Origin of the sequence: Paractinoplanes ovalisporus, assembly GCF_016834655.1 — a bacterium.
GTDB lineage: Bacteria > Actinomycetota > Actinomycetes > Mycobacteriales > Micromonosporaceae > Actinoplanes > Actinoplanes ovalisporus.
On sequence record NZ_JAENHP010000001.1, the window covers coordinates 545,427 to 569,639 of the forward strand.

The 24,213-nt window shown below is 71.6% G+C and carries 23 protein-coding genes; 13 read left to right on the top strand and 10 right to left on the bottom strand.

The window, feature by feature from the left end:
- Positions 1-13 precede the first annotated feature (13 nt).
- Entirely contained in the window at positions 14-694 is a 681-nt protein-coding gene (locus tag JIG36_RS02470; RefSeq protein WP_203374316.1) for a GTP pyrophosphokinase, read from the top strand.
- A gap of 3 nt (positions 695-697) precedes the next feature.
- Here JIG36_RS02470 and JIG36_RS02475 read toward each other — a convergent pair whose 3' ends face one another.
- Positions 698-2,551 (bottom strand): M48 family metallopeptidase, encoded by a 1,854-nt coding sequence (locus JIG36_RS02475; protein WP_203374317.1) that lies wholly within the window; start codon positions 2,549-2,551, stop codon positions 698-700.
- Positions 2,552-2,686: 135 nt separating this feature from the next.
- On the opposite strand from JIG36_RS02475, the gene JIG36_RS02480 reads away from it, so the two are divergent.
- Positions 2,687-3,619, top strand: coding sequence for an NADP-dependent oxidoreductase (locus JIG36_RS02480; RefSeq protein WP_203374318.1), 933 nt, complete (start codon positions 2,687-2,689; stop codon positions 3,617-3,619).
- On the opposite strand, the gene JIG36_RS02485 is transcribed toward JIG36_RS02480, so the two are convergent.
- Entirely contained in the window at positions 3,606-4,790 is a 1,185-nt protein-coding gene (locus JIG36_RS02485; protein ID WP_203374319.1) for an MFS transporter, read from the bottom strand. The genes JIG36_RS02480 and JIG36_RS02485 overlap by 14 nt on opposite strands.
- A gap of 83 nt (positions 4,791-4,873) precedes the next feature.
- On the opposite strand from JIG36_RS02485, the gene JIG36_RS02490 reads away from it, so the two are divergent.
- Complete coding sequence (locus JIG36_RS02490; RefSeq protein ID WP_203374320.1) at positions 4,874-5,656, top strand: SDR family NAD(P)-dependent oxidoreductase; 783 nt, start codon at positions 4,874-4,876, stop codon at positions 5,654-5,656.
- Entirely contained in the window at positions 5,653-6,168 is a 516-nt protein-coding gene (locus JIG36_RS02495) for a GNAT family N-acetyltransferase (protein WP_203374321.1), read from the top strand. The genes JIG36_RS02490 and JIG36_RS02495 overlap by 4 nt, the downstream gene beginning before the upstream one ends.
- A gap of 161 nt (positions 6,169-6,329) precedes the next feature.
- Here the strand turns inward: JIG36_RS02495 and JIG36_RS02500 are convergent, their stop codons facing one another.
- On the bottom strand, positions 6,330-7,367 hold the full coding sequence (locus tag JIG36_RS02500; RefSeq protein WP_203374322.1) for a saccharopine dehydrogenase NADP-binding domain-containing protein: 1,038 nt from the start codon (positions 7,365-7,367) through the stop codon (positions 6,330-6,332).
- 92 nt (positions 7,368-7,459) lie between these two features.
- Here JIG36_RS02500 and JIG36_RS02505 point away from each other — a divergent pair, with 92 nt between their 5' ends.
- Complete coding sequence (locus JIG36_RS02505) at positions 7,460-8,020, top strand: TetR/AcrR family transcriptional regulator (RefSeq protein ID WP_203374323.1); 561 nt, start codon at positions 7,460-7,462, stop codon at positions 8,018-8,020.
- Between the two features lie 23 nt (positions 8,021-8,043).
- On the opposite strand, the gene JIG36_RS02510 is transcribed toward JIG36_RS02505, so the two are convergent.
- Positions 8,044-8,295, bottom strand: coding sequence for a type B 50S ribosomal protein L31 (locus JIG36_RS02510; protein ID WP_203374324.1), 252 nt, complete (start codon positions 8,293-8,295; stop codon positions 8,044-8,046).
- Between the two features lie 152 nt (positions 8,296-8,447).
- Here JIG36_RS02510 and JIG36_RS02515 point away from each other — a divergent pair, with 152 nt between their 5' ends.
- Complete coding sequence (locus tag JIG36_RS02515; RefSeq protein ID WP_203374325.1) at positions 8,448-9,386, top strand: hypothetical protein; 939 nt, start codon at positions 8,448-8,450, stop codon at positions 9,384-9,386.
- Here the strand turns inward: JIG36_RS02515 and JIG36_RS02520 are convergent.
- Together JIG36_RS02520 and JIG36_RS02525 are read right to left on the bottom strand one after the other, a co-directional pair.
- Positions 9,358-11,169: a sensor histidine kinase gene (locus JIG36_RS02520; RefSeq protein ID WP_203374326.1), complete on the bottom strand. Its 1,812-nt coding sequence runs from the start codon at positions 11,167-11,169 to the stop codon at positions 9,358-9,360. The two genes, JIG36_RS02515 and JIG36_RS02520, sit on opposite strands and share 29 nt — an antisense overlap.
- On the bottom strand, positions 11,162-11,848 hold the full coding sequence (locus JIG36_RS02525) for a response regulator transcription factor (RefSeq protein ID WP_203374327.1): 687 nt from the start codon (positions 11,846-11,848) through the stop codon (positions 11,162-11,164). The genes JIG36_RS02520 and JIG36_RS02525 overlap by 8 nt, the downstream gene beginning before the upstream one ends.
- Positions 11,849-11,950: 102 nt before the next feature.
- Between JIG36_RS02525 and JIG36_RS02530 the strand changes: the two genes are divergently transcribed.
- From JIG36_RS02530 to JIG36_RS02545, 4 genes are read left to right on the top strand one after another with little or no spacing between them, the layout of a single operon-like run.
- Positions 11,951-12,487 (top strand): hypothetical protein, encoded by a 537-nt coding sequence (locus tag JIG36_RS02530; RefSeq protein WP_203374328.1) that lies wholly within the window; start codon positions 11,951-11,953, stop codon positions 12,485-12,487.
- A gap of 1 nt (position 12,488) precedes the next feature.
- Positions 12,489-13,505 (top strand): peptidoglycan-binding protein, encoded by a 1,017-nt coding sequence (locus tag JIG36_RS53855; RefSeq protein WP_203374329.1) that lies wholly within the window; start codon positions 12,489-12,491, stop codon positions 13,503-13,505.
- On the top strand, positions 13,502-14,164 hold the full coding sequence (locus JIG36_RS02540) for an ABC transporter ATP-binding protein (protein WP_203374330.1): 663 nt from the start codon (positions 13,502-13,504) through the stop codon (positions 14,162-14,164). Before JIG36_RS53855 ends, JIG36_RS02540 begins: the two co-directional genes overlap by 4 nt.
- Positions 14,161-15,309 (top strand): ABC transporter permease, encoded by a 1,149-nt coding sequence (locus JIG36_RS02545; protein ID WP_307872534.1) that lies wholly within the window; start codon positions 14,161-14,163, stop codon positions 15,307-15,309. Before JIG36_RS02540 ends, JIG36_RS02545 begins: the two co-directional genes overlap by 4 nt.
- A gap of 22 nt (positions 15,310-15,331) precedes the next feature.
- On the opposite strand, the gene JIG36_RS02550 is transcribed toward JIG36_RS02545, so the two are convergent.
- Positions 15,332-17,101: a GAF domain-containing SpoIIE family protein phosphatase gene (locus JIG36_RS02550; RefSeq protein ID WP_203374331.1), complete on the bottom strand. Its 1,770-nt coding sequence runs from the start codon at positions 17,099-17,101 to the stop codon at positions 15,332-15,334.
- 61 nt (positions 17,102-17,162) lie between these two features.
- On the opposite strand from JIG36_RS02550, the gene JIG36_RS02555 reads away from it, so the two are divergent.
- The 3 genes from JIG36_RS02555 to JIG36_RS02565 all read left to right on the top strand — a co-directional run bounded on the left by JIG36_RS02555 (position 17,163) and on the right by JIG36_RS02565 (position 20,309).
- Complete coding sequence (locus tag JIG36_RS02555; RefSeq protein WP_203374332.1) at positions 17,163-17,771, top strand: flavodoxin family protein; 609 nt, start codon at positions 17,163-17,165, stop codon at positions 17,769-17,771.
- Positions 17,772-17,904: 133 nt separating this feature from the next.
- Positions 17,905-18,678 carry a cyclase family protein gene (locus tag JIG36_RS02560; protein WP_203374984.1) on the top strand — a complete coding sequence of 258 codons (774 nt, stop codon included), beginning with the start codon at positions 17,905-17,907 and terminating at the stop codon, positions 18,676-18,678.
- Entirely contained in the window at positions 18,675-20,309 is a 1,635-nt protein-coding gene (locus JIG36_RS02565) for a thiamine pyrophosphate-binding protein (RefSeq protein WP_203374333.1), read from the top strand. The genes JIG36_RS02560 and JIG36_RS02565 overlap by 4 nt, the downstream gene beginning before the upstream one ends.
- Before the next feature lie 144 nt (positions 20,310-20,453).
- On the opposite strand, the gene JIG36_RS02570 is transcribed toward JIG36_RS02565, so the two are convergent.
- From JIG36_RS02570 to JIG36_RS02580, 3 genes are all read right to left on the bottom strand, one after another.
- The gene (locus JIG36_RS02570) at positions 20,454-21,887 is read right to left on the bottom strand and encodes a molybdopterin-binding protein (RefSeq protein WP_203374334.1); all 1,434 of its coding nucleotides are present in this window, start codon (positions 21,885-21,887) and stop codon (positions 20,454-20,456) included.
- A gap of 518 nt (positions 21,888-22,405) precedes the next feature.
- On the bottom strand, positions 22,406-23,377 hold the full coding sequence (locus tag JIG36_RS02575) for a hypothetical protein (protein WP_203374335.1): 972 nt from the start codon (positions 23,375-23,377) through the stop codon (positions 22,406-22,408).
- Positions 23,374-23,958: a SigE family RNA polymerase sigma factor gene (locus JIG36_RS02580; RefSeq protein WP_203374336.1), complete on the bottom strand. Its 585-nt coding sequence runs from the start codon at positions 23,956-23,958 to the stop codon at positions 23,374-23,376. The genes JIG36_RS02575 and JIG36_RS02580 overlap by 4 nt, the downstream gene beginning before the upstream one ends.
- Positions 23,959-24,213: the final 255 nt, after the last annotated feature.

Sequence of the window (24,213 nt, forward strand, 5' to 3'; positions counted from 1 at the left end):
GGAGACGGGAACAGTGACGACCGAGGACGCCGATCGCGAGATCACGCGTTGGGCGAGCGGACATCCCCTCCCCGAGCCGTTTCGCGACATCAGCGAGGAACTGTCCCATTTTCTGCTGGTCTACAAGTTCGGGCTGGCCGAGATCGGCACCAAGATCAACATCCTGGCCGAGGAGCTGACCCACCGCGGCCGGCACAATCCGATCGAGCACATCAGCCCGCGCCTGAAGACCACAACGAGCATCACCAGCAAGGCCCGCCGGATCGGCTGCCCGCTGACCCTGGACGACATGCGCTCCCGCATCCGTGACATCGCCGGCATCCGGATCGTGTGCAGCTTCGTCTCCGACGTCTACACGGTCGCCGACATGCTGACCCGCCAGCCCGACGTCACGCTGCTGCAGACCAAGGACTACATCGCCAAGCCCAAACCGAACGGCTACCGCAGCCTGCACCTGATCGTCGAGATCCCGGTGTTCCTCTCCGAGCGGGTCGTGCACGTGCCGGTCGAGGTGCAGCTGCGTACGGCGGCCATGGACTTCTGGGCCAGCCTCGAACACAAGATCCACTACAAGTACGACCCCGCGGTGCCGGGCGCCCTGCGCGAAGAGCTGGCCGCGGCGGCCGAGGACGCCGCCCGCCTCGACCGCCGCATGGAACGCCTGCACCGCGAGATCCACGGCCCCCGGCGCTAGCCTCTATCGGCGCTCGTTGCGCTCGTTGATCCGGCCCAGCACCGCTTCCAGGGTGTCGCGGCTGTCACCGACGGTGGCGCCGGTGTAGCTCTCCTTCAGCGTCACGGTCGACCCGTTGTGCAGGCGCAGCTCGGCGTTGATCGGCACCGCCTTGTGCACCTGCGCGCTCGTGACCTCCTCGAACGGCACGAACCGGTAGGTCCGGGCCAGCTCGGCCACGTCGTTGTTGGCGATCATGCGACCGATCCGTTCCTCGCCCTCGTCCTTGTTCTTGGGCGCGGGCACGAACAGGAAGCCCCGGTTGAGCAGGATCAGGTCGGTCTCCTGACCGTCGACCTTCACGTTCGCCATCAGGCCGATCACGTCGGCGCCGGACGCGGTGGCCCGGGCCTCGACCACGCGGGCGGCCTCGATGCGTACACCGGCCTGCTGGATCCGGGCCACCGCGAGGTCGAGCGTCTCGGGCGCCACCGCCAGCTTGGCGACCTCGGTGAGGTCGACCGGCTGGTTCCAGCGGTCGACCAGGCGGGCCGGCTCGCTCCACGAGTGCTGGTAGGCGACCACGCCGCTGTGCAGGGCGGCCAGCGCGATCAGGTCCTCCATGATGTCGGCGAACCGGGCCGCGGCCTCGGCCTTGGAGCTCTGCGGGAAGAACTCGACCGCCAGCTCGCCCAGGCGCCTCGACGCGACCAGCCCGAACACCTCGGCCAGACCGGCCTCGGGCACCCCGGCGACCCGGGCCGCCGAGCGGAACACCCGGTCGGCGCCGGTCTGCAGCGACTTGCCCATCGCGGCCGCGGTGAACTGCGCCCAGGGCAGCACCTGCCGGTCGCCGAAGTCGACCACCTCACGCTGCAGGGCCAGGCCGGCCTCGTGCAGGTGCGGGAAGAGGATCGTGGCCGAGCGGGTGTCGGCGGGGTGGTGCATGGCCGGGAGCGCCCGCATGGCGGCGATCCGCTCGCCGGTCGACGGGTGCGTGTCCCAGCGCGAGGTCTCGTTGTCCGGCTCCTCCTCCCGCAGGCCGGCCAGTTCGGCGGCGCGGGCGTAGTAGAGGTGCCGGAACCCGCCGAACACGTCGTCGGGGGCGAAACCCTGCTCCCAGCCGTACGAGATGTAACGCCCGAAGTAGAAGTTCCACGCGGCCGCGACCACCGGGATCTCCCGCATCGCGGACGTGGCGGCCTCGACCCCGGCCACCCGCACCGAGACCTCGTCGGCCTCGAGCTCCTGCCGCCGGGTCACCGCGTTGCTGACCATCAGGAACAGCCAGCCGTACGCCTTGAAGACCCAGCCCGCGATGTTCCACTTGCCGACGTTGTTCAGCGTCTCGCGCAGCGCCAGCCGGCCCCGGTAGGTGATGGCGGCCAGCCGCGTGTGCGACCCCGAGTAGTGGCCCAGCTCGTGGCCGATCACCGAGCGCATCTGGTCGATCGTGAACGTCTGCAGCAGCGGCACGCCCAGATAGAGGCGGCGGGTGCCGGCGACCAGGCCTAGCATCTTCGTGTCTTCGGAGACGGCCGCGTTGACCTCGGGCACCAACCGGATCTCGTCGGGGGCGCGGGTGCCGGCCGCGACCGCCATGTCGCCGACCAGCCGCCACAGGTCGGGGGCCTGCTGCGGGGTGAGGAGCAGTCCTTCGGGCTCTTCGGGCTTGTGGCGCAGGGCCCGCCACAGGCCGACCGCGACCGCACCGAAACCGGCGATCACGAGCCAGCTGAGCTTGGCCGCGCCCGTGCCGGACAGGTGCGTCCAGATCTCGTACAGCAGGAAGCCGGCGACGGCCAGCTGCAGCACGCCGAGAACGTAGAAGCCGATGAGCATCGCCACCGACACCGCGGCCCGCAAGGCAGCGTTCATGAGCGGTTTTCCTCCCCCGAGTCGCCGCCCACCGCCGGACGGCCAGCGGAATTTACAGGTCTGTCGAACCAGGGGGCAAGGTCCATTTCCGCGCAAGCGCCGAATGAAAGCGCGGGATGGGGGAAAATGCGTTTCATGAGGGCAATTGCGCTGGATGAGTACGGGGACCCGGACGTCATGAAGCTGCGGGAGCTTCCCGACCCGCCGGTCGGACCGGACACGGTGCGGATCCGGGTGCGCGCCGCCGGGGTCAATCCGGTCGACGGCCTGATCCGGGCCGGGCATCTCCAGGGCGCCTACCCGCACCACCTGCCGCTGATCCCGGGCTGGGACGTGGCGGGCGTGGTCGACGCGATCGGGCCCGCGGTCACGCGTTTCCGGGTCGGCGAAGAGGTCATGGCGTACGCCCGCAAGGACACGATCCAGCACGGCACGTACGCGGAACTGGTGTCGGTCACGGAACGTGCGTGTGCCCACAAGCCCGCCGCCATGTCGTTCGCCGAGGCGGGCGGCCTGCCCCTGGCCGGTCTGACCGCCCTGCAGTCACTCACCGCAGCCAGCGTCGGCCCCGGCGACGTGCTGCTGGTGCACGCCGCGGCCGGCGGTGTCGGCCACATCGCCGTGCAGATCGCCCGGGCGCTGGGCGTCACCCGGGTCATCGGCACCGCCTCGCACGCCAACCACGACTTCCTGCGCTCGCTGGGCGCCGAGGCCGTCGAATACGGCGACGAGCTGCCCAAGCAGCTGGCCGACCTGGTCGGTGGCGACGGCCGGGTGGACGTGGCGGTCGACTACCACGGCGGCGACGACCTGAAGATCACCCCGAAGCTGGTCCGGCACCCGATCCGGCACGCCTCGGTGGTCGACCCCGAGGTCAAGGACCGGGGCGGCCGCTACGTGTTCGTGCGCCCCGACGGTGTCGAGCTCGAGACGCTGGGCTCCCTGGCCGCCGGGGGCCGCATGCGGGTGCAGGTGGCCAAGGAGTTCCCGCTCGAGCAGGCGGCCGAGGCGCACCGCCTGGTCGAGAAGGGTCACGTGCAGGGCAAGGTCGTCCTCACCGTGGACTGAGCACCTTGGGTTGCTCCGGGGCTTTGTTGAGCGCGGGGGCGACCGCGGCGGCCAGGGCGAGCAGGGCCAGCACGACGATCATGGCGTTGCGCAGGCCGTAGTGCTCGCCCAGGAAACCCAGGGCGGGCGGGCCGACCAGGAACGCGACATAGCCCGCGGTCGCCACCAGCGACACCCGGGCGGTCGGGTTCTCGCCCGAGTCGGCGGCGACCGACAACGCGACCGGGAAGCCAAGGGCGGCGCCGACGCCCCAGAGCAGCACGGCCGCGCCGGCCACGAACTGGTTGTCGACAAAGACGACCAGCAGCAGGCCGATGCCGCCGATGACCGCGCTCGCGCCGAGCACGGTCGCGCGGCCGAACCGGGTGAGGAACCAGCCACCACCGAAGCGGCCGATCGTCATGGCGGCGGCGAACGCGGTGTAGACGGCCGACCCCAGGGCGGCGTCGAGACCGTGGCCGTCGACCATGATGAGCGGCAGCCAGTCGTTGGCCGCGCCCTCGGCCAGCGCCATGGCCAGCACGACGACACCGATGAGCCAGAGCCGCTTGTCGCGCCAGACTGGCGATTTGTTCGATTCCGCGGCAGTGAGCGTGGCCCGCCCGACCCCGGACGGGATGTTCCGGATGGCCGTGACCGCCACCGGCACGCTGATCACGCCGATCGCGACCAGGTGCCACGGCACCGGGAACTCGGCCGCGGTCAGACCCATGCCGACCGCCGCGCCGACGACCGTGCCCAGGCTGAAGAAGCCGTGCATGGTGGGCAGGATCGCCCGCCCGAGGATGCGCTCGACGTCGGCGCCCTCGATGTTCATCGCGACCTCGCCGCCGCCCATGCCCAGGCCGAACAGGAACAGCCCGGCCGCGACGAGCCAGCTCTGCGACACTCCGGCGCCCAGGCCGATGACCGGGATGCTGGCCACGGTGGTGAGGATGCCGACGGTGACGACCGGCCGCGTGCCGAAGCGGGTCACGAACCGGCCGGAACTCAGGATGCCGAGCATCGAGCCGGCCGACAGCCCGAACAGGACCAGCCCCATCTCGGCGGTCGACGCGCCAAGCAGGTCACGGATGTCGGGCGTCCGGGTCACCCACGACGAGATGCCGATGCCGGGCAGGAAGAACAGCGCGAACAGCGCGAGACGACGGCGTGCGGTGGTGCGGTCCATGAGCTCCCTCTTCAGTTGCGTACGAACGTACACAACTGGGTCGGGGTGACGCCATGAGCCCGGTCGCAGGCAGAATTGTCCCCATGCGCCTTGATCTACGCGGAAAGACGGCCCTGGTCACCGGATCCACCCAGGGCATCGGACAGGCCATCGCGGCCGGGCTGGCCTCGGCCGGCGCCCGGGTGGGAGTGAACGGCCGCTCTCCTGAGTCGGTCGATCGCGCGATCGCCGAGCTGGGCGACGGAGACTTCGTGCCGGCGCCGGCCGACGTGACCACCGAGGAAGGCGCGGCGGCCGCTCTCTCGGCCCTCGGCGACGTGGACATCCTCGTCAACAACCTCGGCATCTTCGGCGCGCAGCCGGCCCTGGAGATCACCGACGACGACTGGCGGCGTTACTTCGAGGTCAACGTCCTTTCCGCCGTACGGCTGACTCGCGCGCTTCTGCCCGGCATGCGCTCGCGAGGATGGGGCCGTGTCCTCTACATCGCCAGCGACTCGGCGGTCGTGATCCCGGCCGAGATGATCCACTACGGGGTGTCGAAGACCGCGCTGCTCGGGGTGGCGCGCGGCTTCGCCAAGGAGGCGGCCGGCTCGGGCGTGACCGTCAACAGCGTCATCGCCGGCCCGACCCACACCGGCGGCGTCGAAGACTTCGTCTACTCGCTCGTGGACAAGCAGCTGCCCTGGGACGAGGCGCAGCGCGAGTTCATGCGCCTCCACCGGCCGCAGTCGCTGCTGCAGCGCCTGATCGAACCGGAGGAGATCGCCAACATGGTCGTCTACCTGTCGTCGCCGCTGGCCTCGGCCACCACGGGCGGCGCCGTCCGCGTCGACGGCGGCTACGTCGACGCGATCCTGCCGTGACCGAGGTCCGTCTGGCGCGCCCGGACGAGGCCGGGCAGATCGCCGAGGTGTGCGCGGCCGGGTGGCGCGACACGTATGCCGAGCTGTTGCCGGCGGCGACGATCGAGGAGGCGATCGCGACCTACTACACGCCGTCGCGCATCGCCGGCGAGGTCGGCGCCGGGTCGTCGGACGGCTGGCTCGGGTACGCGGTCGCGGTCGGCGACGGGCAGGTGCTGGGCGCGGCCGGCGGCGGGCTCATCGGTGACGGGGTCGGCGAGCTGTTCGTCCTGTACGTGCGGCCCGACGTGCAGGCGCGCGGCCTCGGCAGCCGGCTGCTCGACTTCGTGACCGGCCAGCAGGTGGGGCGCGGCGCCCGCGAGCAGTGGGTGTCGGTCTATCGCGGCAACCCGAAGGGCGAACCGTTCTATCGGGCGCGCGGGTTCGAGTTCGTCGAAGAGGTGACGCCGTGGGACGGGCTCGGCGCCACCGACGGCATCACGTCGAACCGACTGCGTCGCACGGTCGCCTGACGCTCGCCGGCGGTTGCTTTCAGCAGTCGCTTTTCAGCCGTCGCCGCTCTCAGCGCTCGCCGTCGTCAATGGTCGCCACCGCCAGTGGTCGCCACCGCCAATGGTCGCCACCGCCAATGGTCGCCACCGCCAATGGTCGCCACCGTCAATGGTCGCCACCGTCAGCGGTCGAGCAGGAACTCGCCGCCGGCGGCTTCGGCCAGGTCGGCGCCCAGGGCGGCGGCCGGGGTGTAGGCGCCGGGCTTGGCCTCGCCGCGGGAGAGGCGGACGGCGGCCTCGGTGAGGACGGCGGCGGTGTAGTCCATGCCGTCGCCGGCGCGCAGCCAGCCCTCGCGGCGGGCGCCGTCGGGCCACTCGACGACCGCGTGGCCCCAAGAGTGCGGACGGGGGCGCGGGGCCGGCTTGACCGACAGGCCGGCGAGCCGGGACACGGCGAAGCGGCGCATCGGCGCGAGGGAGAGCAGCCGCGAGAGGGCGGGCAGAGCCGCCCGGGCCAGCGGGGCGGTGGGAGCCAGGGCGGAGGTCACAGTGACGAAGGGCGCGTTCGAGGCGGCGCGGGCGGCGAACAGCTCACCGGACGGGACCTCGGCCGAACTGACCGTGGTGCCGTCGGGCGGCGTGAGCGTCTGGACGCCGGCACCGAGGCGGGAGGGCACCAGCCGACCGTTCTCGATGCGGCGGCCGCCCGTGGTCAGCACGTCGAGGATCGTGGCCGCGTAGCCCTCCCCCATCACGCCGCCCGCCGTCGCCACCGAGGCCAGGGCGTCGACCCGTACGCGGGAAGGAGCGGGACGCCCCTCGCACAGCTGGGCGACGACGGCCTCGGTCGCCAGGACACCGAAACCCGCCCCCGTCACGAACGTGCTGCCCGCAGCGGCCGCCTCGTCATGCGCGCCGAGCATGCGGGGCAGCGCGACCAGATCGTTCGCGACGTCGACATAGTGGGTGCCGGCGGGCAGACCGGCCCGGGCGATGGTCAGCGCGCTCGCCGCGTAGTCACCGATCGTGTTGACCACCACCGTGGGGCGACGCCGCGTGATCTCGGCTGCGATCTGATCCGCCCCGGCGGCGATCACCGAACCGGCGGGCAGCTTGTCGGGGTTGCGGCCCACCAGAACCGGCTCGATGCCGCGTGAGGCCAGCCCCGCAGCTACAGCGCTGCCGATGCGCCCGGAGGCGCCGAGTATCCAGATCCCCATGTCTCGCTCCAGAACGACGTGATGACTCACAGTGTCATCACTGAAGCTAGCATGCGATGACACCCTGAGACATCACTTGTTAGAGTCGTCTCATGGCGAGATGGGATCCGGGGGCCGAGGAGAGGCTGCGGCAGGCCGCGCTCGAACTGTTCCGGGAGCACGGCTATGACGCGGTGACCGTCACGCAGATCGCCGAGCGGGCCGGGCTGACACGGCGCTCGTTCTTCCGCTATTTCCCCGACAAGCGTGAGGTGCTTTTCGCGGGTTCGGAAAGGCTGCCGGCGGCCATGGCCGAGGCGGTGCGGCGGGCCGGCGGTGATGTGCTGGCCGCCGTCGCCGAGGTCGGTGGGCAGCTGGTCGAGCTGCTCGACCGTCCCGGGGAACGCCGAGCGATCATCGACGGCAGTGCCGAACTGCAGGAGCGGGAGCGCACAAAAATGGCCGCCGTCACGGCGGCCGTCGAAGAGGTGTTGCTAGAGGGCGGAACGGATCCCGTACGGGCCCGGCTGCTCGCTCAGATCGCGCTGGTGACGTTCGAAAATGCGTACGCGAAATGGCTGGCAACCGACGGCACGGCGCCTTTCACCAGGGCCGTCGACGAGGTGACCGCAACCATTCGCGGAGTGGTCGACGAAAACGCCCGGCACCCCTGAGTGGGGGCCGGGCGCTCACTGCATTACTTGGCGAACTTGGCGTACTTCGCGCGGAACTTCTCGATGCGGCCGGCGGTGTCGAGAACCCGCGTGCGGCCGGTCCAGAAGGGGTGACTCGCGGCCGAGATCTGCACGTCGATCACCGGGTACGTCTTTCCGTCCGTCCACTCGATCGTCTTCTCGCTGCGCTCGGTCGAGCGGGTGAGAAACGCGTAGTCCGCGTTGCGGTCGCGGTAGACGACGGAGTGGTAGTCGGGGTGGATTCCGTTCTTCATGTTGTCCTCCTAGGAGATCCGACCGTCTCAACCAGGTCACCAGCACCGAAATTCCGTCAGTGACCCGCGGAACATCGCCAGGCTCGCGTCGGAAATCCGCAACGACGGATTCCTGCTGGATGCCCAGTTCAGGCGGGGTGTCTCCTCGGGGAATGGCTGAGCAACTCACCGCCGAGGAGCAGCGGGTCCTGGCCGACGCCGAGGCGGCGCTGAAGCTGATCAACGCCGCTCTGGAGGTCCGTGGCGAGGGCGCCCTCGAACTCACATCGCTGGAGATCGCCCGGGCCCGGACCCTGCGCGCCCTGGACTCACTGGTCGGGCAGCACCAGCTCTGGCATCGCTTCAACGCCCTGCCGGTCATGAACGTCACGGAGCGGGCCCATGCCAAGGACGTCGTGGCGGATGCCTTGGCCGACGTCATGATCAGAGTGGGTCATGTCCGCCCGCCTTCACACGCCGCCGTGATCGAGCTGGCGCGGCAGGCGATCGACGACCTCCCGGAAGACGCCAAGATCACGGCGACCGACGTCGTCTCGGCCACCAGGGTTGCGCTGCAGCACCTGCGCGAACGTCTCCGTCGCCTGGCGAGTTCCCGCGACGACGCGAATACGGTGATTCCGGTCGAGGAGAAGCGGACCGCACTCGACATCGCCCGGGCCGCGCTGTTGCACGTGGCAACGGCCGGCGGCCTCGCGGTGGGAAACGCCCCGGCGTCGATCGTGGCGCTCACCAGCGTGGCGACGACCGTCGGCTGGGGTGCGGCGATCAACATCGGAACCGAGATGGCGACCGTCGCGCCACCCGCAGTGGTCCAGCCCGCCGAGCCCGAGGTGAGGCCGGCCGAGACGCCGCTCGCCAAGCTCAGCCGGTTGCACCGGCAGCAACCCCAGCTTGATCCGGAGTATGCCCGCGTGCTGCGCCGAGAACTTCTGGACGACCTGCTCGGCTCCGATCAGTGGAGCCCGGAGTACAGGCTCGCGCGGCTCGAGCAACTGGTCATGGACGGCGCGGTGCCGGACAAGGAGGCTGCGCTCGTCCGGAAGGAGCTCCAACGCAGTCTGCCTACGATCTCGCTGGCACCCTCACCGTAAAGGTTGCGCCGTGGCCGGGAGCGCTGGTCACGGAGACGGTGCCGCCGTGGGCCTCGGCCAGTTTGCGGACTATCGACAAGCCCAGGCCGCTGCCTCCGGTTCGGCGGTTGCGTGAGGCGTCGGCCCGCCAGAAACGCTCGAAGACCAAGGGCAGCTGCTCGGCGGGAATGCCCTCGCCCGTGTCCGCGACCTGGAGGATCAACGACCCGTTTCCCGTACGGGAGGAGAGCGTGACCCGGCCCCCGGAAGGCGTGTGCCGAATGGCGTTGGCGACCAGGTTGCCCACGGCCTGGCGCAGGCGGATCGGGTCGGCCGTCCAGAAGGTCGGCACCGCGTCGACGACCAGCGAAACACCCGCGCGGTCGGCGGTCTCCGTGAAAGCGTCCGCGGTCGCGCGCAGCAGTTCGTCGGCCGGGAAAGGGACCGGGTGCAGGCGCAACTCCCCGGCGTCGGCCGCGGCCAGGTCCTGCAGGTCGTCGATGACGTGCTGGAGCAGCCGGGCTTCTTCGAGCAGCGAGGCCGTCAGTTCCCGGTCGAGCGGCACCACGCCCTCGTCGGCCGCCTCCAGCCAGCCCCGGATGTTGGTCACGGGGCTGCGCATCTCGTGGGCGACGTCACCGACCATGGCCCGCCGCAGCTGTTCGACCTCGTGGCGGCGTTCGGCCATCGCGTTGAAGGCGGTGCCGAGCCGGGCGATCTCGTCACGGCCGGTGACCGCCACCCGGGTGCCGTCGTCCCCGTCGCGCATCCGGCCGGCCGCCGCGGTGAGGGCCCGCAACGGCCGCACCATCCGTACGCCGACCACGGCCGTCACGCCCACGGCGACCAGCAGCACGACGGCGGCGACCCCGATGACCCGCCACCGGTTGCGCGCTGACAGGTCGAACCCGGGCGGCCCGGTCGTTCCGGGGGTGGTCACGAAGAGCAGGGCGGCGGGTGCGACGTAGCCGGTGAGCTGTTCGCGCCGCGCGCCGGCCAGGCAGTCGGCGACCGCACCGGCCCGGCTCTCCCCGGCCCGGGCCGCGTCCTGGTCGGCCCAGGTCCAGGTGCTGTCCAAGCCGACCCGGACGGCCGGGAGGCGCTGACGCTTCACGCAGGCGTCGACGAGCGTGCCGAGGCGGCGCAGGGCCTGCTGCTCGGTGGCGGTCGGCTCGGCCAGGGTGGCCCGGGGCCCGGCGCAGGCCAGGTCGGTGGAGAGGTCACTGCCAGGGGTCTCGATGTGGGAACGGCCGCTCGGACCGGTGACGACCACGGCGTTGCGGAACACCGAGACGTCGCCCGACTGGGCCGGGCCGGCCGGGGGTGCGCGTAGGCAGCCGGCGACCCGGGTGGCGACCACACGCAGGTTGGCGCTCTCGGCCGGGGTGAGGCGGAACGGGCCGACGGCGCGGGCGTCGATCCGGTCGTCGCGGACGCCGGGCAGCAGGGTGGTGTCGACGCCGAGCGGGTCGACCGTGGCCGACACGCGCGCGGGCAACGCGCCGTCGCCGGAGTCGGCCAGGGGCGTCCGGGCGCGGGTGGTGAGGGCCACGCGGTGACCGGTGCTCGCGGCGAGCCGGTCGACCAGCGGGCCGGCACCGGACCAGTCGGGGTGGGTGGCGGCGTATCCGACCAGCGCGTCGTAGATCCGGGCGTCGTCGCTGAGCGCCTGCACCTGTTCCTGCTGGATGGCGCGGGTCGTGGTGCGCACGGCGAGCCAAGCCGTGGCCGCCACGGAGAGCAGCGACACGACGGCCGACAGGGCGAGCAGGCGTAGCAGGAGGCTGCCGCGGGAGCTACGCATCGGCGAGCTTGTAGCCGACGCCGTAGACGGTCAGGAGCCGTACGGGCCGGGACGGATCTTTTTCGATCTTGCGGCGCAGATTCATGACGTGCACGTCGACCGTGCGCGCGGTGACGAACGAGTCGAAGCCGTGCAGGTGCCGGAGCAGCTGTTCACGGGTGAACACCCGGCCGGGCTCGGTGGCCATGGTGAGCAGCAGCTGGAACTCGCCCGGGGTGCAGGTCACCGGGGTGCCGTCGGCGCGGACCTCATGCCGTACGGGATCGACGTGCAGATTGCCCAGCCGCAGCACCGGGTCGGCCGGCTTGGAGGCGGGACGCGTGCGCCGCAGCAGGGTGCGGATGCGGGCGGCGAGTTCGCGCGGGCTGTACGGCTTGGTCAGGTAGTCGTCGGCACCGAGATCGAGACCGAGCAGCAGGTCGTCCTCGGTGCTGCGCGCGGTCAGCATGAGGATCGGCAGGTCGGAGTCGCGGCGCAGGATCCGGCACACGTCGAGCCCGTCCACCCGCGGCATCATCACGTCGAGCACGAGCAGGTCGGGCGGGTTGGTGCGGGCCTGTTCGAGCGCGGCGCGACCGTCCGCGGCGACCACCACCGCGTGGCCCTCGTGCTCCAGGTAGCGCCGGAGCAACTCGGCCTGCTTGGGGTCATCCTCGGCGACCAGTACGTACGCACACACGGCGGCGAGTTTAGGCGTCGCCGTCACCCGCGAACCGCCTCGGAACGGGACCACTACGGGATGACAACAGGTTCCTGACAAGTGGCCGCGAGGGTTCCGGCCATGCGTAAATTCCTCCTCCCCGCGGTGGCGGCTCTCCTCGCCGGGGCGTGCAGCTCGGCCCCGCCGACGCAAGATCAAGTTGCCACGTTGAGTTCGCCGGCCGCCTCGTCCGCGCCCGCCAAAAATACGACCAGACCGCAGCTGCGGCTGGACACCAGCGACGAGGAGGCCCAGCGCTACTGGACCGCCTACGACGACTGCCTGGTCGCCAACGGCGTCAAGGTCAACGTGGTCGACCAGGCGGGTCCGGCCGGCAACGACGTACGGCGTCTCGACCAGAGTGGGGAGCCCCGGTCGGCGTACAAGGCCTGCGCCGGGAAGCTGCCGCTGCAGCCGCCGGAGCTGGACGAGGACATCAACCCCCACTACGCGTCGCAGTGGAACGACAACGTGCGCTGCCTGCGCGAACACGGCCTGATGGTGCACGTGACGAACCCCGGCGAATGGACGTACGACGACGGCGACAACCCGCTGCCCGCGAACCAGGACGAGCTGGAGGAGTCCTGCCTGCTGGAGGCGTTCGGTGGGAAGAAGTAGCGTGGCCGTCCCGCTGGCGGTCGTGCTGCTGGCCGGCGGCGGGGCGTGGTACGCGCTGCGGCCGCGCTCCGAGCCCGTCGCCGCCACGCCCACGGCGACGCTGAGTACGACGCGGATCGAGCGCACCGACCTCAGCGACGCCCGGATGGTGCCGGGGACGCTCGGGTTCGGCTCGGCGCGCGTCGTCAAGGGAACCGGCGAGGGCGTGCTCACCCGGTTGCCCGCGGCCGGCCAGAAGGTGGTCCGCGGGACCTGGCTGTTCAAGGTGAACGACCAGCCCGTGGTGGTGTTCTACGGCGGCACGCCGCTGTTCCGGGCCATCGACAAGGCCGGCCTCGAGGGCAGCGACGTGCGCGAGGTGCGGTCGAACCTGAACGCGCTCGGCTACCGGACGTGGGCCGCACGCCGCGACGTGGCCGATGCGGGCCTGCTGTCCGCGGTCAAACGGTGGCAGAAGGACCTCGGGATGCCGGCACCGGGAGCGCTGCGGCCGGGGCAGGTCGTCGTGGTCACCGGGCCGGGACGGGTGGACGGCGTGACGGCGGCGCTGGGTGACCCGGCGGCGGGACCGGTGCTGGCGATGACGACCACGACCAAGGTGGTGTCGGTGCCGATGAGCGCGGCCGAGGCGGGCACGGTCCGGGTCGGGACCAAGGTGACCGTGTCGCTGCCGGACGGCAAGACGGCGGCCGGGAGCGTGACGGCGATCAGCCGTACGGTGGGTGAACAGGACAACGGTGAGGCACCCAAGGTGACCGTCGTCGTGACACCGGCGGTGGCCAAGGCGGTCGCGGCGTTCGACTCGGCGCCGGTGCGGGTGCGGTTCACCACCGTGGCCCGCAAGAACGTCCTGGCCGTGCCGGTCGGAGCGCTGGTCGCCCTGCGCGAGGGCGGCTACGCGTTGCAGAAGCCGGACGGGTCGCTGGTGGCCGCCACAACCGGGGTGTTCGCCCGTGGCCTGGTCGAGGTCAGCGGCGCCGGCCTCGCCGCGGGCACGACGGTGGTGACGACACCGTGAGCGACGTGCTGCGCCTCGACCGGGTCGGCCGTGTCTATCCGGGCGGGGTGGCCGCGCTGTCCGACGTCTCGCTGACGGTCTCGGCCGGTGAGCTGATCGCGATCGTCGGGCCGTCCGGGTCGGGCAAGTCGACCCTGCTCAACATCATGGGGACACTCGACCGGCCCAGCAGCGGGACGGTCCGCCTCGGCGGGGAGGACGTCACCGCCTACCCGGACCGCAGGCTCTCCGCTCTGCGGGCGCGGCGCCTCGGGTTCGTCTTCCAGCAGTTCCACCTGACCGACACGATGACCGCGACCGACAACGTCCAGACCGGTCTCCTGTACGCCGGAGTGCCGCGCCGCCGCCGGCGGGAGCTCGCGGCCGAGGCCCTCGACCGGGTCGGTCTCGCCCACCGCGCCGGTCACCGCCCCCACCAGCTCTCCGGCGGCGAGAAGCAGCGGGTGGCGATCGCCCGCGCCCTGGCCGGCTCGCCCGACCTCGTGCTGGCCGACGAGCCCACCGGCGCCCTCGACTCGGCCACCGGCGAAGCGGTGCTGGGCCTGCTCACGACGCTGAACGCCGACGGCGCGACGATCGTGGTGATCACCCACGACCGCGACATCGCGGCCCGGCTGCCCCGTCGGGTGGTCATGCACGACGGGCGGGTCGTCGAGTGATCCGCGACCTGCTCGAACTCGGTCTGCTCGGGGTGCGCTCCCGCAAGGCCCGGGCCGCGATGTCGGCGCTGGGCATCGCGATCGGCGTCGCCACGATGATCGTCGTCACCGGCATCCCCGCGGCGAGCCGCCAGGCCCTCAACGACCGGCTGGCCGCGCTGGGCAGCAACATGCTGCGCGCCTCCCCCGCGTCGACCGGTGGGACACCCGCTCCGCTGCCGGCCGAAGCCGTCGACATGATTGCGCGGGTGGGACCGGTGACCTCGGTCAGCGCCGTCGCCAACGTGCACGCGGTGGTGCGGCGGTCCGACCTCGTGGATCCGTACGACGGCTCGGGGTTGACCGTGCTGGCCGGACGCACCGACCTGCTGGCCGCCCTGAACGGCCGGATCGCCACCGGTCGCTTCCTCACCGACGCCACCTCGTCGTTCCCCACGGTCGTGCTGGGCTCCGAGGCCGCGGCCCGGCTGGGATCGCCGCCTCAGGTGAGCATCGGCAACCGCTGGTTCACGGTGGTCGGCACCCTGGCCCCGCTGCCGCTCGCGCCCGACATCGACCAGGCCGTGATCGTGGGCTGGCCGGCCGCGCGGACATGGCTGGCCTTCGACGGGCACCCGACGGTCATCTATGTGCGCTGCCGCGAACCGGCCCTGGAGGATGTGCGCGCGGTGCTGGCGGCCACGGTCAACCCGGCGTTGCCCGGTCTGGTGCAGGTGAGCCGGCCCTCCGACGCGCTGGTGGCCAAGCGGGCTGCCGACGAGACGTTCGGATCGCTGCTGCTCGCCCTGGCCGGGGTGTCGTTGCTGGTCGGCGGCGTGGGCGTGGCCAACACGATGATCGTCGCGGTGCTGGAACGCCGCCGCGAGATCGGCCTGCGCCGCGCGCTGGGCGCCCGCCGTGGACACATCCGGTGGCAGTTCCTGACCGAGTCGGTCGTGCTGTCGCTGCTCGGCGGGCTGGCCGGAACCCTGGGCGGGCTGGCCGGGGTGGCCGCCTACGCGGTGCGTCAGGGCTGGCCGGTCGTGGTGCCCGCGTGGGCCGTGACCGGTGGTCTGGCCGGGGCGGTGGTGATCGGCGCGGTGGCCGGTCTCTATCCGGCCATGCGGGCGGCCCGGCTCTCCCCGACCGAGGCCCTGCAGAGCTAACCCCGACGGAGGCTCGGCAGAGCTAAGGGGTCGGGGTGCGCAGAGCCAGCAAGGCCACGTCGTCCTCGTGGTCGGCGCCGGCCATCCGGGTGTAGACCTCGTCGAGCAGGTCGGGCAGGGGCGCGGACGCGAGACCGCCGAGAACGGCGTACAGCTTGCTCTTGCGGTCGTCGATCAGGTCGGTGCGGGTCTCGACCAGGCCGTCGGTGAACAGCAGCACGGTCGAGCCGGGCGGCAGCGGGTGGCTGTGGTTGGTCCGTGTGGTGCGCTGGCCCACGCCGAGCAGCATGTCGCGGCCGGCCAGCGGGCTGACCGTGCCGTCGGGAAGCAGCAGCGCCGGCGCCGGGTGACCGGCGTTGGACCACTGCAGCCGGTAGCCGTCGGCCTCGGCCTGCACGTAGGCCAGGATCGCGGTGACCGGGGTGGGGTCGCCGAGGATCTGGGCGGCGTTGTCGAGGCGGCGCAGCAGCGCGGACGGCGGCTCGTGCCGGTCGACGATGTAGGCCCGGAGCATGCTGCGCAGCTGGCCCATCCGCGTCGCGGCGGCCATGTCGTGCCCGGTCACGTCGCCGACGACCAGGGCGAGCTGGTCGGGGCCGAGGCGGACGGCGTCGTACCAGTCGCCGCCCACGTGCTCGCCACGGACGGCCGGCTCGTAGCGGGCGGCGATCCCGAACGGCGACGCGTCCGGCAGCTCGCTGAGCATGGCCTGCTGGAGCAGCGTGGCGACCTGCTCGCGGGAGTAGAGGTAGTCGGCGCGCTGGATGGCCTGTGCGACGTAGCCGGCGAGGGCGGCGAGCACGGCCAGTTCGACGGCGTCGACGGTGTGCGGTTGCTTCCACGTCATGGTCAGCGCGCCCATCGCTCCGGCCGCGCCCGGCAGCGGCACGCTCACGCCCGACTGCCAGCCCATCTCGTCGAAGGTCGCGAGGGCGTCCGGCGTCTGCGCGGCCACGGCGGCCAGGTCGGGAAGAAGGACCGGGACGCCGGTGACGGCAGCGAGGGCGGAAGGCGTTCCCGCCGTACGGGGGTAGCGCCGCCACCGGTCGGCCACGCGCGGCGGCAGGAACGGGCCGGACTGGAGGCTGACCTGGCCCGACTCGATCAGCGACACGCCGAGGTAGTCCGGGTCGAGGCTGCCGGCGAGCAGGGCCCGCACCGCGTCGACGACGTCGGCCACCGTGGTCGTGCCGGCCAGCGCGACGCTGGCCCGCAGCAGCAGCTGGCTGCGTTCGAACGCGGCGCCGGCCACCCGCTCGCGGGCCTCGGCCGCATGTTCGCGGCGGTTCGCGCTGCGGGTGGCGACGCGCAGCCGGAGACTGTCGGAGCAGGCCGCGGCCAGGTCGGCCAGCAGGCTCAGCTCGTCGGGCGTCCACTCGCGCGGCTCGGCGTCGATCGCGCAGAGCGAGCCGAGCACCATGCCGTCGGCGTCGGTCAGCGGCATCCCCGCGTAGCCGACCACACCGAGATCGGTGATGGCCAGGTTGCTCTCGACCCTCGGGTCACGACGGGCATCGGTGATCACCAGAGGTTCGGCGCTGGTGACGACGTGCTGACAGAACGAATGGGACAGCGGGGTCTGCCGCTCGCCCATCCACGGTTCGGCCAGTCCGCAGGCCCCGGGGAACACCTGACGCGAGGCGTCGACCAGCGACACCAGGGCAACCGGAACTTTCAGGACTGTTCGGACCATCGCGGTGAAGCGGTCGAAAACCGGGTCGGGGACCGGACCGAGACCGGTGCGCGCCAGCGCGTCCAGGCGGGCCTGGTCATCGAGGCGGCGGGCGGTCATGCCGTCAAACTACTTGGCCTATGTGAAGTTTTACCAACGGGCCCGCGGGCATGCCCGGCCCATGACGACATTGCGTGCCCTGGTGCTGGGCTGTTCTCTGAAATCGGGTTCGCAGGAGTCGAGCAGTGACCTGCTCGGCCGGCAGATCCTCGACGCGCTGGCCGACCACGACGTCGACGGAGAACTCATCCGCGTCGCCGACCAGAACATCAAGTTCGGGGTCAGCACGGACGAGGGAGACGGGGACGGCTGGCCCGCCGTACGGGAAAAGATCCTCGCCGCCCAGATCCTGGTGATCGCCACCCCCATCTGGCTCGGCCAGCCCTCGAGCGTGGCCAAGATGGTGCTGGAGCGCCTCGACGCCGAGCTGTCCGAGACCGACCCGCGCGGGCGCCCCTCGATGTCCGACAAGGTGGCCGTGGTCGGGGTCGTCGGCAACGAGGACGGCGCGCACCACGTGATCGCCGAGGTCATCCAGGCTCTCAACGACGTCGGGTTCACGATCCCGGCGGCAGGCTCGGCCTACTGGGTCGGTGAGGCGCTGGGCAAGGTGGACTACAAGGACGCCGGCCCCAAGCCCGACACCACCGGCGAGTCGGTGAAGTCGCTCGCCTCGACCGCGGCCCATCTGGCCCACGCGCTCGCCTCCAACCCCTACCCCTCCGAGTAGCCTCCACCCCGCCGCTCCGCCGCGCCTCATTTCGCCCGGCTCTCGTCCTGTGCGTCCGTTCGGGCACTCCCGTCGATGTGGGGAAACGCCGTACGCTTCGGGCGTCGTGACGGCGATCACAAGTGGAGACGAGATGAGCGTGCTGCAGGAGCTGGTGGCGGCGATCCGGACCGGCTCGATCGAGGTGGTCGATCTCACCGCGCCGCTGTCCAGCGAGACGCCGATCCTCAAGCTGCCGCCGCCGTTCGCCGACACGATCACGTTCGGGCTGGAGGAGATCAGCCGGTACGACGACCGCGGCCCGGCCTGGTACTGGAACAACATCCACACGGGGGAGCACACCGGCACCCACCTCGACGCGCCCGTCCACTGGGTGACCGCCAAGGACGGCGAGGACGTCTCGCAGATCGCGCCGCTCAAGCTGGACGCGCCGGCCGCGGTCATCGACGTGTCCGGCCGGGTCGCGGCCGACCCCGACTTCCTGCTCGAGATCGCCGACGTGCGCGCGTGGGAGTCGGAGCACGGCCCGCTGCCGGCGGGTGGGTGGCTTCTCGTCCGTACGGGCTGGGACGCGCGGTCGGCGGACCAGGAGGATTACTTGAACGCCGACGAGACCGGCCCGCACACGCCCGGGCTCTCGGTCGAGTGCGCCAAGTGGCTGGCCGAGGAGGCGCCGGTGATCGGGGTCGGCGTCGAGACCGTCGGCACCGACGCGGGCCAGGCGTTCGGGTTCGACCCGGCGTTCCCCTGCCACTCATACGTGCTGGGCGCCGGCAAGTACGGCCTCACCCAGCTGCAGAACCTCGACACCCTGCCGCCGACCGGGGCGGTGGTGATCGCCGCGCCGCTGCCGATCGTGGGCGGATCCGGCAGCCCGACGCGGGTGCTGGCCCTGGTCGAGCGATGACAACGGTCGCCGACGTGGTCGGTGCGACCCTGGTCAAGCTGGGCGCCGGCCCGGTGTTCGGCGTGGTCGGCAGCGGCAACTTCCACGTCACCAACGCCCTGGTCAAGAACGGCGCCCGGTTCGTGGCGACCCGGCACGAGGCCGGGGCGGCGACCGCGGCCGACGCGTACGCCCGGGTCAGCGGCCGCGTCGGGGTGATGACCGTGCACCAGGGGTGCGGCCTCACCAACGCCATGACCGGGATCGCCGAGGCGGCCAAGAGCTGTACGCCGATGCTGGTGCTCGCGGCCGAGCCGGCGGCCACGGCGCTGCGGTCCAACTTCCGCGTCGACCAGGACGCCCTGGCCCGAGCGGTCGGCGCGTCCAGCGACCGGGTGCACAGCGCAGCCACCGCGGTCGACGACACCGTACGGGCGTGGCGGCTCGCCGCGAGCGAACGCCGTACGGTCGTCCTCAACCTGCCTCTCGACGTGCAGGCGGCCGAGGCCGTGGTGACCGAACCGCAGGCCCCGATCGCCGTCGAACGCCCGCAGGCCAACGACGACGCGGTCGCCGCCCTGGCCGCCCTGCTGGCCGCCGCCGACCGCCCGGTCTTCATCGCCGGCCGGGGTGCGGTGAACGCCCGCGACCCGATCAGTTCGCTGGCCTCCTCGTGCGGCGCGCTGCTCGCCACCTCGGCCGTGGCCCGGGGCCTGTTCGCCGGCAACTCGTGGAGCCTCGACGTGTCGGGCGGTTTCGCCACTCCCCTGGCGGCCTCGCTGATCGCCGACGCCGACGTGGTGGTGGCGTGGGGCGCGTCGCTGAACATGTGGACGACCCGCCACGGCGCGCTGGTCTCGCCGTCGGCCACGGTGGTGCAGGTCGACCTCGACCCCGCCGCGCTGGGCGCACACCACCGCGTCGACCTGGGCATCGTCGGCGACGCGGGCTCCACGGCCCGGGCGGTGCGGTCGGCCCTGCCCGTACGCCACCCCGGTTACCGGACCCCTCGCGTGCAGGAAAGGATCGTCTTCGAGGGCCGTTGGCGCGACGTGTCGTACGACGACGACGGCGACGCCACACACATCGACCCCAGAACGTTCAGCATCGCGCTCGACGACCTGATCCCCCGCGAACGGGTGGTGGCGGTCGACTCGGGCAACTTCATGGGCTACCCGTCGATGTTCCTGTCCGTTCCCGATCACCGAGCCTTCTGTTTCACGCAGGCGTTCCAGTCGATCGGCCTGGGCCTGGCCACCGCGCTCGGTGCGGCCCTGGCGTCCCCCGGCCGCGTGCCGGTGGCCGCGTGCGGCGACGGGGGCTTCCTGATGAGCATCGCCGAGCTGGAAACCATCCGGCGCCTGAACCTGGGCATGCTGATCGTGGTCTACAACGACGCGGCGTACGGGGCCGAGGTGCACCACTTCGGCCCCGACGGGCATCCGCTGTCCACGGTGCAGTTCCCCGACACTGACCTGGCGGCGATCGCCCGTGGCTACGGTTGCGCGGCCGTCACCGTACGCCGCCCCGCCGACCTGTCCCCCGTGGCGGCGTGGCTGGCCGGCCCCCGCAACGTCCCCCTGGTCGTCGACGCGAAGGTCGCCGCGGGCCGGCCTTCGTGGTGGTTGGAGGAGGCGTTCCGCGGCCACTGACCCTTGGTTGCGGCAGCTTTCCGGCAGCGCATTTTGCGTACGTGGCGGCCAGGACTCGCGCCCGATGCGGATGACCTCGTGGACGCCGCCGTGGTCGCGGACACCTCTACGGCAGCCCCTCTGCAGCACTTTTGCAGAGCGCCTTTACGGCAGCGCTAGCAGGACGGCCTCGCCGCCTTCGGTCCAGTCGTCCGGCAGCACCGCCAGCGCGTCGGCAGCAGCCGCAGCCGCCAGCCCCGCCGACCCTTTCGCGGGCAGCACTTCGGCGACGGCACCCTCCCGCCGCCACCGGACCGGGACAATCCGAACACCACCCGGCACCAGCTTGGCCTCACCCGTGACGGCGACCCTGGGCAGCGGCGCCGGCGCGCGTCCTGCGAGCGCTTCCAGCAGGGGTTCGAGAAGCGTCAGAGCGGAGACCAGTCCCGCGTACGGGTTCCCCGGCAGACTGACGACCCACCGCCCATCGGGAAGCTGCGCAAGAGCTTGCGGATGCCCCGGCCGGCAGGCCACGCCCCGCACCAACCACTCGGCGCCAAGCTCGTCCAGCAGCGCATGAAGATGGTCAGCCGCCCCCGCCGACGAGGATCCGCTGACCACAACAACATCCGCCGAGCCGCCCACCCCCAGGTCGCACATCGGCCTGTTCTCGCGCCGCGCGTCACCGGTCAGCCCGTCGCCGGCCGCCACATCAAGCGACGCCGGTTCCAGGTCAGGCGCACCGAGGGCCGCTGCCAGATGGTCCGGGTTGTCGCCGACGTGCCGGACGAAGTGCAGAACGCCGCCGGCCCTCCCGGTGACAGCGGCGACGATCCCGCTGAAACTGTCGCGCACCTGCCCCGGCCCGGGACGCCCCGTGAGCACCACCTCGTCGCCGGTGACCAGCAAGGCTACGGTGGGTCGGCGCCGAACAAGCACGCTCTCGACCCCAGCCTGAGTCGCGGCCGCAGCCACCGTGGCCGTCACCGTCCGGCCGGCCGGCACGATCAGGTCGCCGGGCCGCAGGTCGTCCCCCGCCCTCCGGATGTGGTTCCGGGGACCGCGGGCCCCGTGCACGATGCCGCCCTCAACGTGGCAGTCCTCGTACGGCAGCACAGCATCAGCCTCAGCGGGAACGCGCGCACCGGTAGCAATCTCAACAGCAGTGCCCGGCCCGAGCACATCGCACCCAGGCCACCGTTCGTCTACGAGCGCATCACTCTCAAGCAGCTCTTCGTCGACGAACGCACGGCCCGCGCGCAACCGCTCACCCACGGACGCACCCTCGCGCAGCCGCTCACCGTCGGACGCATCGCCCCCAGGCCGCAGCTCGTTGTCGGGATCATGGCATTGGCTGTGACCGGCCAGGAGCAGGCCGACGATGGTCCACGGACCGAGGCCAGCCACCGCGTAGCCGTCCATGGCAGCGTTGTCGAAGCCGGGAACGGAGGCCGCCGCATGAATCGGCTCGGCCAGGACACAACCGCACGCGGCCTGCGGAGTCGTGGTCTCGGGCGGAAGCGCGGCCGGAAGGTCGCGGGCCGCGGCGCGGGCGTCGGCCCACGCCAGTCCGGTCACGTGGCGGCGCTGCTGGGTCATGGGCACCGGCTCAGTAGACGGCGAGGCCGTGTCGTCAGTGTGCCGCGACGGCGGCAACGATGCGACCAAATGCTCTCATCCCCCATCGCCGCGATTGTGAACCGCCGTCCCCCGAAGCACCATTGCGCGAAACCAACAGAGCGCGTCGTAGCTCACCAGCTTTTCACCCCGTCACGATGGCCGGCACGCGCAGGGGCCTCCGGCGAGCGGTTCACCCCCACCGCCATAGCCGCAGGGTTCGATACGTCGCAGGCGGCGATATCCGAGGCCCTATCCCCTCATCGGTTGGAAGACCGGGCCGCGCCGACCCAGGTGCCGGGCGTGTACAGCCGCACATCGCTCCCGTGTTCCTCCGACCAGCCATCACTAAACCGCCGCGGCCATCGCAGGTCAGCGCCGATACGGGTAACGGCGACACGGGCAGCACGGGCAGCGCAGGCAGCGCAGGCCACCCGGACAGCGCGGGCGCGCGGGCGACCCGGGCAGCACGGGCGACCCGGGCAGCGCGGCGACCCGGGTCAGGACTGGACTCTGATTCCCTCGGCGAAGCGGAACGCCTCCTCTCGGGTCAGGAGGGCTGCGTCGCCCTGATCCCAGGTCATCTGTAAGTGGCGGCCGGGTGCCAGTTCTACCGTCAGCTGGCGGGTGTCGGAGTAGTAGGTGGCGGGGAGGCCGTTGACGGTGCCGGGCTCGCCAGGGGTGTCGGGGGGCTCGAGCTCGCTGGTCACCAGCACGCATACGCCCACGGAGTTGCGGTCTTTGGCCGCTGCCTGGGCGGGGGCCACGCACATGTAGCCCTCGAACTGTTGCTGCAACGTGTAGCCGGGTGGGACGGTCTCGAACGTGAACGGTGGGGGCGGGGCCTCTACGCTGCCTGCGGTCAGGCCTCGCGCGAAGCGCAGCACCTCGGACTCGGTGCGTTTGCCGAAACTCAGCACCTGGGCCCAGCGGCCATCGGCCAGGCGCCAGCGCACGCCCACGTATTCGTCGCCGGGCGCAGCGCCGTCGTAGGTGTCGGCTGTTCGGACCTCGGCGTTGCGGCCGTTGACCTTGGTGGTGTGGTGGCCCAGGGCCTCGACCTCCCAGTAGGCGAGCAAGGGGCCCACCTCGGCGGACAGGATCGAGGAGTCGGTCTCGTAGACCAGGTGGGTGTTCGGGCCCAGCAGGCTCACCTCGCCCTCGCCTGTGCCGGGCGGCAACCAACTGGGGTGCATCGGGAAGGCGGGGCGAGGCCAGTTCGGCACGACCCAGTCGACGGTGGGGGTCACCGCGGGCGGGGCGGGCGGTGGGCGATGAGCGCGCTGGGCCAGCAACGGGGGTACGGCGGCAGCCGCGGCCAGTGCCAATGCGGCGGCCCCGACTGCGGCCGCCCGCTGACGGCGACGACGGCGCCAGACGCCGGCGGCGACGTTCTCCCACAGGTCGGGATGTGGCGACGGGCGGGTGGCGCGGTCTTCCAGAGTCGCCCGGAGTTCTTCTTCCAGAGTCACGGCTTCGCTCCCCTCGTGGCGGAAGGCTTGTCGGCAGACAGGGCTGAAGGTTCGTCGGGAGATGTGGCGGCTGGCTTGTTGAAGGGCGGGGCGGGGGAAACGGATATGGGTGGGGACAGGTCGGCTCGTAAGCGGGACAAGCCGCGGGAAGCGTGGACTCGTACGGTGCTTCGGCTGCAACGCAGGACCTCGGCGATCTGGTGGTCGTCCAGGTCTTCGTAGTAGCGCAGCACCAAGACGGCGCGTTGGGCTCGGGTCAAGCGGCGCAGCCGGGACCAGAGGTCGTCGCGTAGGGCCTGGTCGGTGGTGAAGTCGCTGCTCCCGGGGAAGTCGTCTTTGATCTGCTCGGGGTGCTCTGTGTGGGAACGACGGCGCAGCCAGGAGATGTGGGAACGGACAAGGGCCGTGCGGAGATAGTGGTCGGGCTGGTCGTGTTGTATTCGGGGCCAGCGCCGGTATGCCTTGACCAGCACCTCCTGCACCAGGTCTTCGCCCAGGTGGCGATCGCCGCACAACAGGTAGGCGAAGCGACGCAACGAGTCGCCGCGGGTCTTCACGTAGTCTTCGAAACCCCCGTGCACCGGACCTCCCCGTGTTCGTGCGCCTTCATCTGGAAAGACGCCTCGAACGTCCCAAGGTGCTTACGCGAATCCGAGCCAAAATCAGACACGCCGACCACACGCCGACGAAACGCCGAGCTCGCGCCGACGAAGGCCCCCGGCAAGGTGCGAAATCAACGCGCCACACGCAGCACCACCGCAGCGCCGCGCGACACAACGCGACGGGAGACGCGAGACGCGAGACGCGACGCGGACCAACGCAACGACCATCCACCC

What these genes read in the sequence shown, in the direction of transcription:
- JIG36_RS02475 (WP_203374317.1), bottom strand. Translation starts at nt 2,551, where the DNA reads ATGAACGCTGCCTTGCGGGCCGCGGTGTCGGTGGCGATGCTCATCGGC.
- JIG36_RS02480 (WP_203374318.1), top strand. Translation starts at nt 2,687, where the DNA reads ATGAGGGCAATTGCGCTGGATGAGTACGGGGACCCGGACGTCATGAAG.
- JIG36_RS02485 (WP_203374319.1), bottom strand. Translation starts at nt 4,790, where the DNA reads ATGGACCGCACCACCGCACGCCGTCGTCTCGCGCTGTTCGCGCTGTTC.
- JIG36_RS02490 (WP_203374320.1), top strand. Translation starts at nt 4,874, where the DNA reads ATGCGCCTTGATCTACGCGGAAAGACGGCCCTGGTCACCGGATCCACC.
- JIG36_RS02500 (WP_203374322.1), bottom strand. Translation starts at nt 7,367, where the DNA reads ATGGGGATCTGGATACTCGGCGCCTCCGGGCGCATCGGCAGCGCTGTA.
- JIG36_RS02505 (WP_203374323.1), top strand. Translation starts at nt 7,460, where the DNA reads ATGGCGAGATGGGATCCGGGGGCCGAGGAGAGGCTGCGGCAGGCCGCG.
- JIG36_RS02510 (WP_203374324.1), bottom strand. Translation starts at nt 8,295, where the DNA reads ATGAAGAACGGAATCCACCCCGACTACCACTCCGTCGTCTACCGCGAC.
- JIG36_RS02515 (WP_203374325.1), top strand. Translation starts at nt 8,448, where the DNA reads ATGGCTGAGCAACTCACCGCCGAGGAGCAGCGGGTCCTGGCCGACGCC.
- JIG36_RS02520 (WP_203374326.1), bottom strand. Translation starts at nt 11,169, where the DNA reads ATGCGTAGCTCCCGCGGCAGCCTCCTGCTACGCCTGCTCGCCCTGTCG.
- JIG36_RS02530 (WP_203374328.1), top strand. Translation starts at nt 11,951, where the DNA reads ATGCGTAAATTCCTCCTCCCCGCGGTGGCGGCTCTCCTCGCCGGGGCG.
- JIG36_RS02550 (WP_203374331.1), bottom strand. Translation starts at nt 17,101, where the DNA reads ATGACCGCCCGCCGCCTCGATGACCAGGCCCGCCTGGACGCGCTGGCG.
- JIG36_RS02555 (WP_203374332.1), top strand. Translation starts at nt 17,163, where the DNA reads ATGACGACATTGCGTGCCCTGGTGCTGGGCTGTTCTCTGAAATCGGGT.
- JIG36_RS02560 (WP_203374984.1), top strand. Translation starts at nt 17,905, where the DNA reads ATGAGCGTGCTGCAGGAGCTGGTGGCGGCGATCCGGACCGGCTCGATC.
- JIG36_RS02565 (WP_203374333.1), top strand. Translation starts at nt 18,675, where the DNA reads ATGACAACGGTCGCCGACGTGGTCGGTGCGACCCTGGTCAAGCTGGGC.
- JIG36_RS02570 (WP_203374334.1), bottom strand. Translation starts at nt 21,887, where the DNA reads ATGACCCAGCAGCGCCGCCACGTGACCGGACTGGCGTGGGCCGACGCC.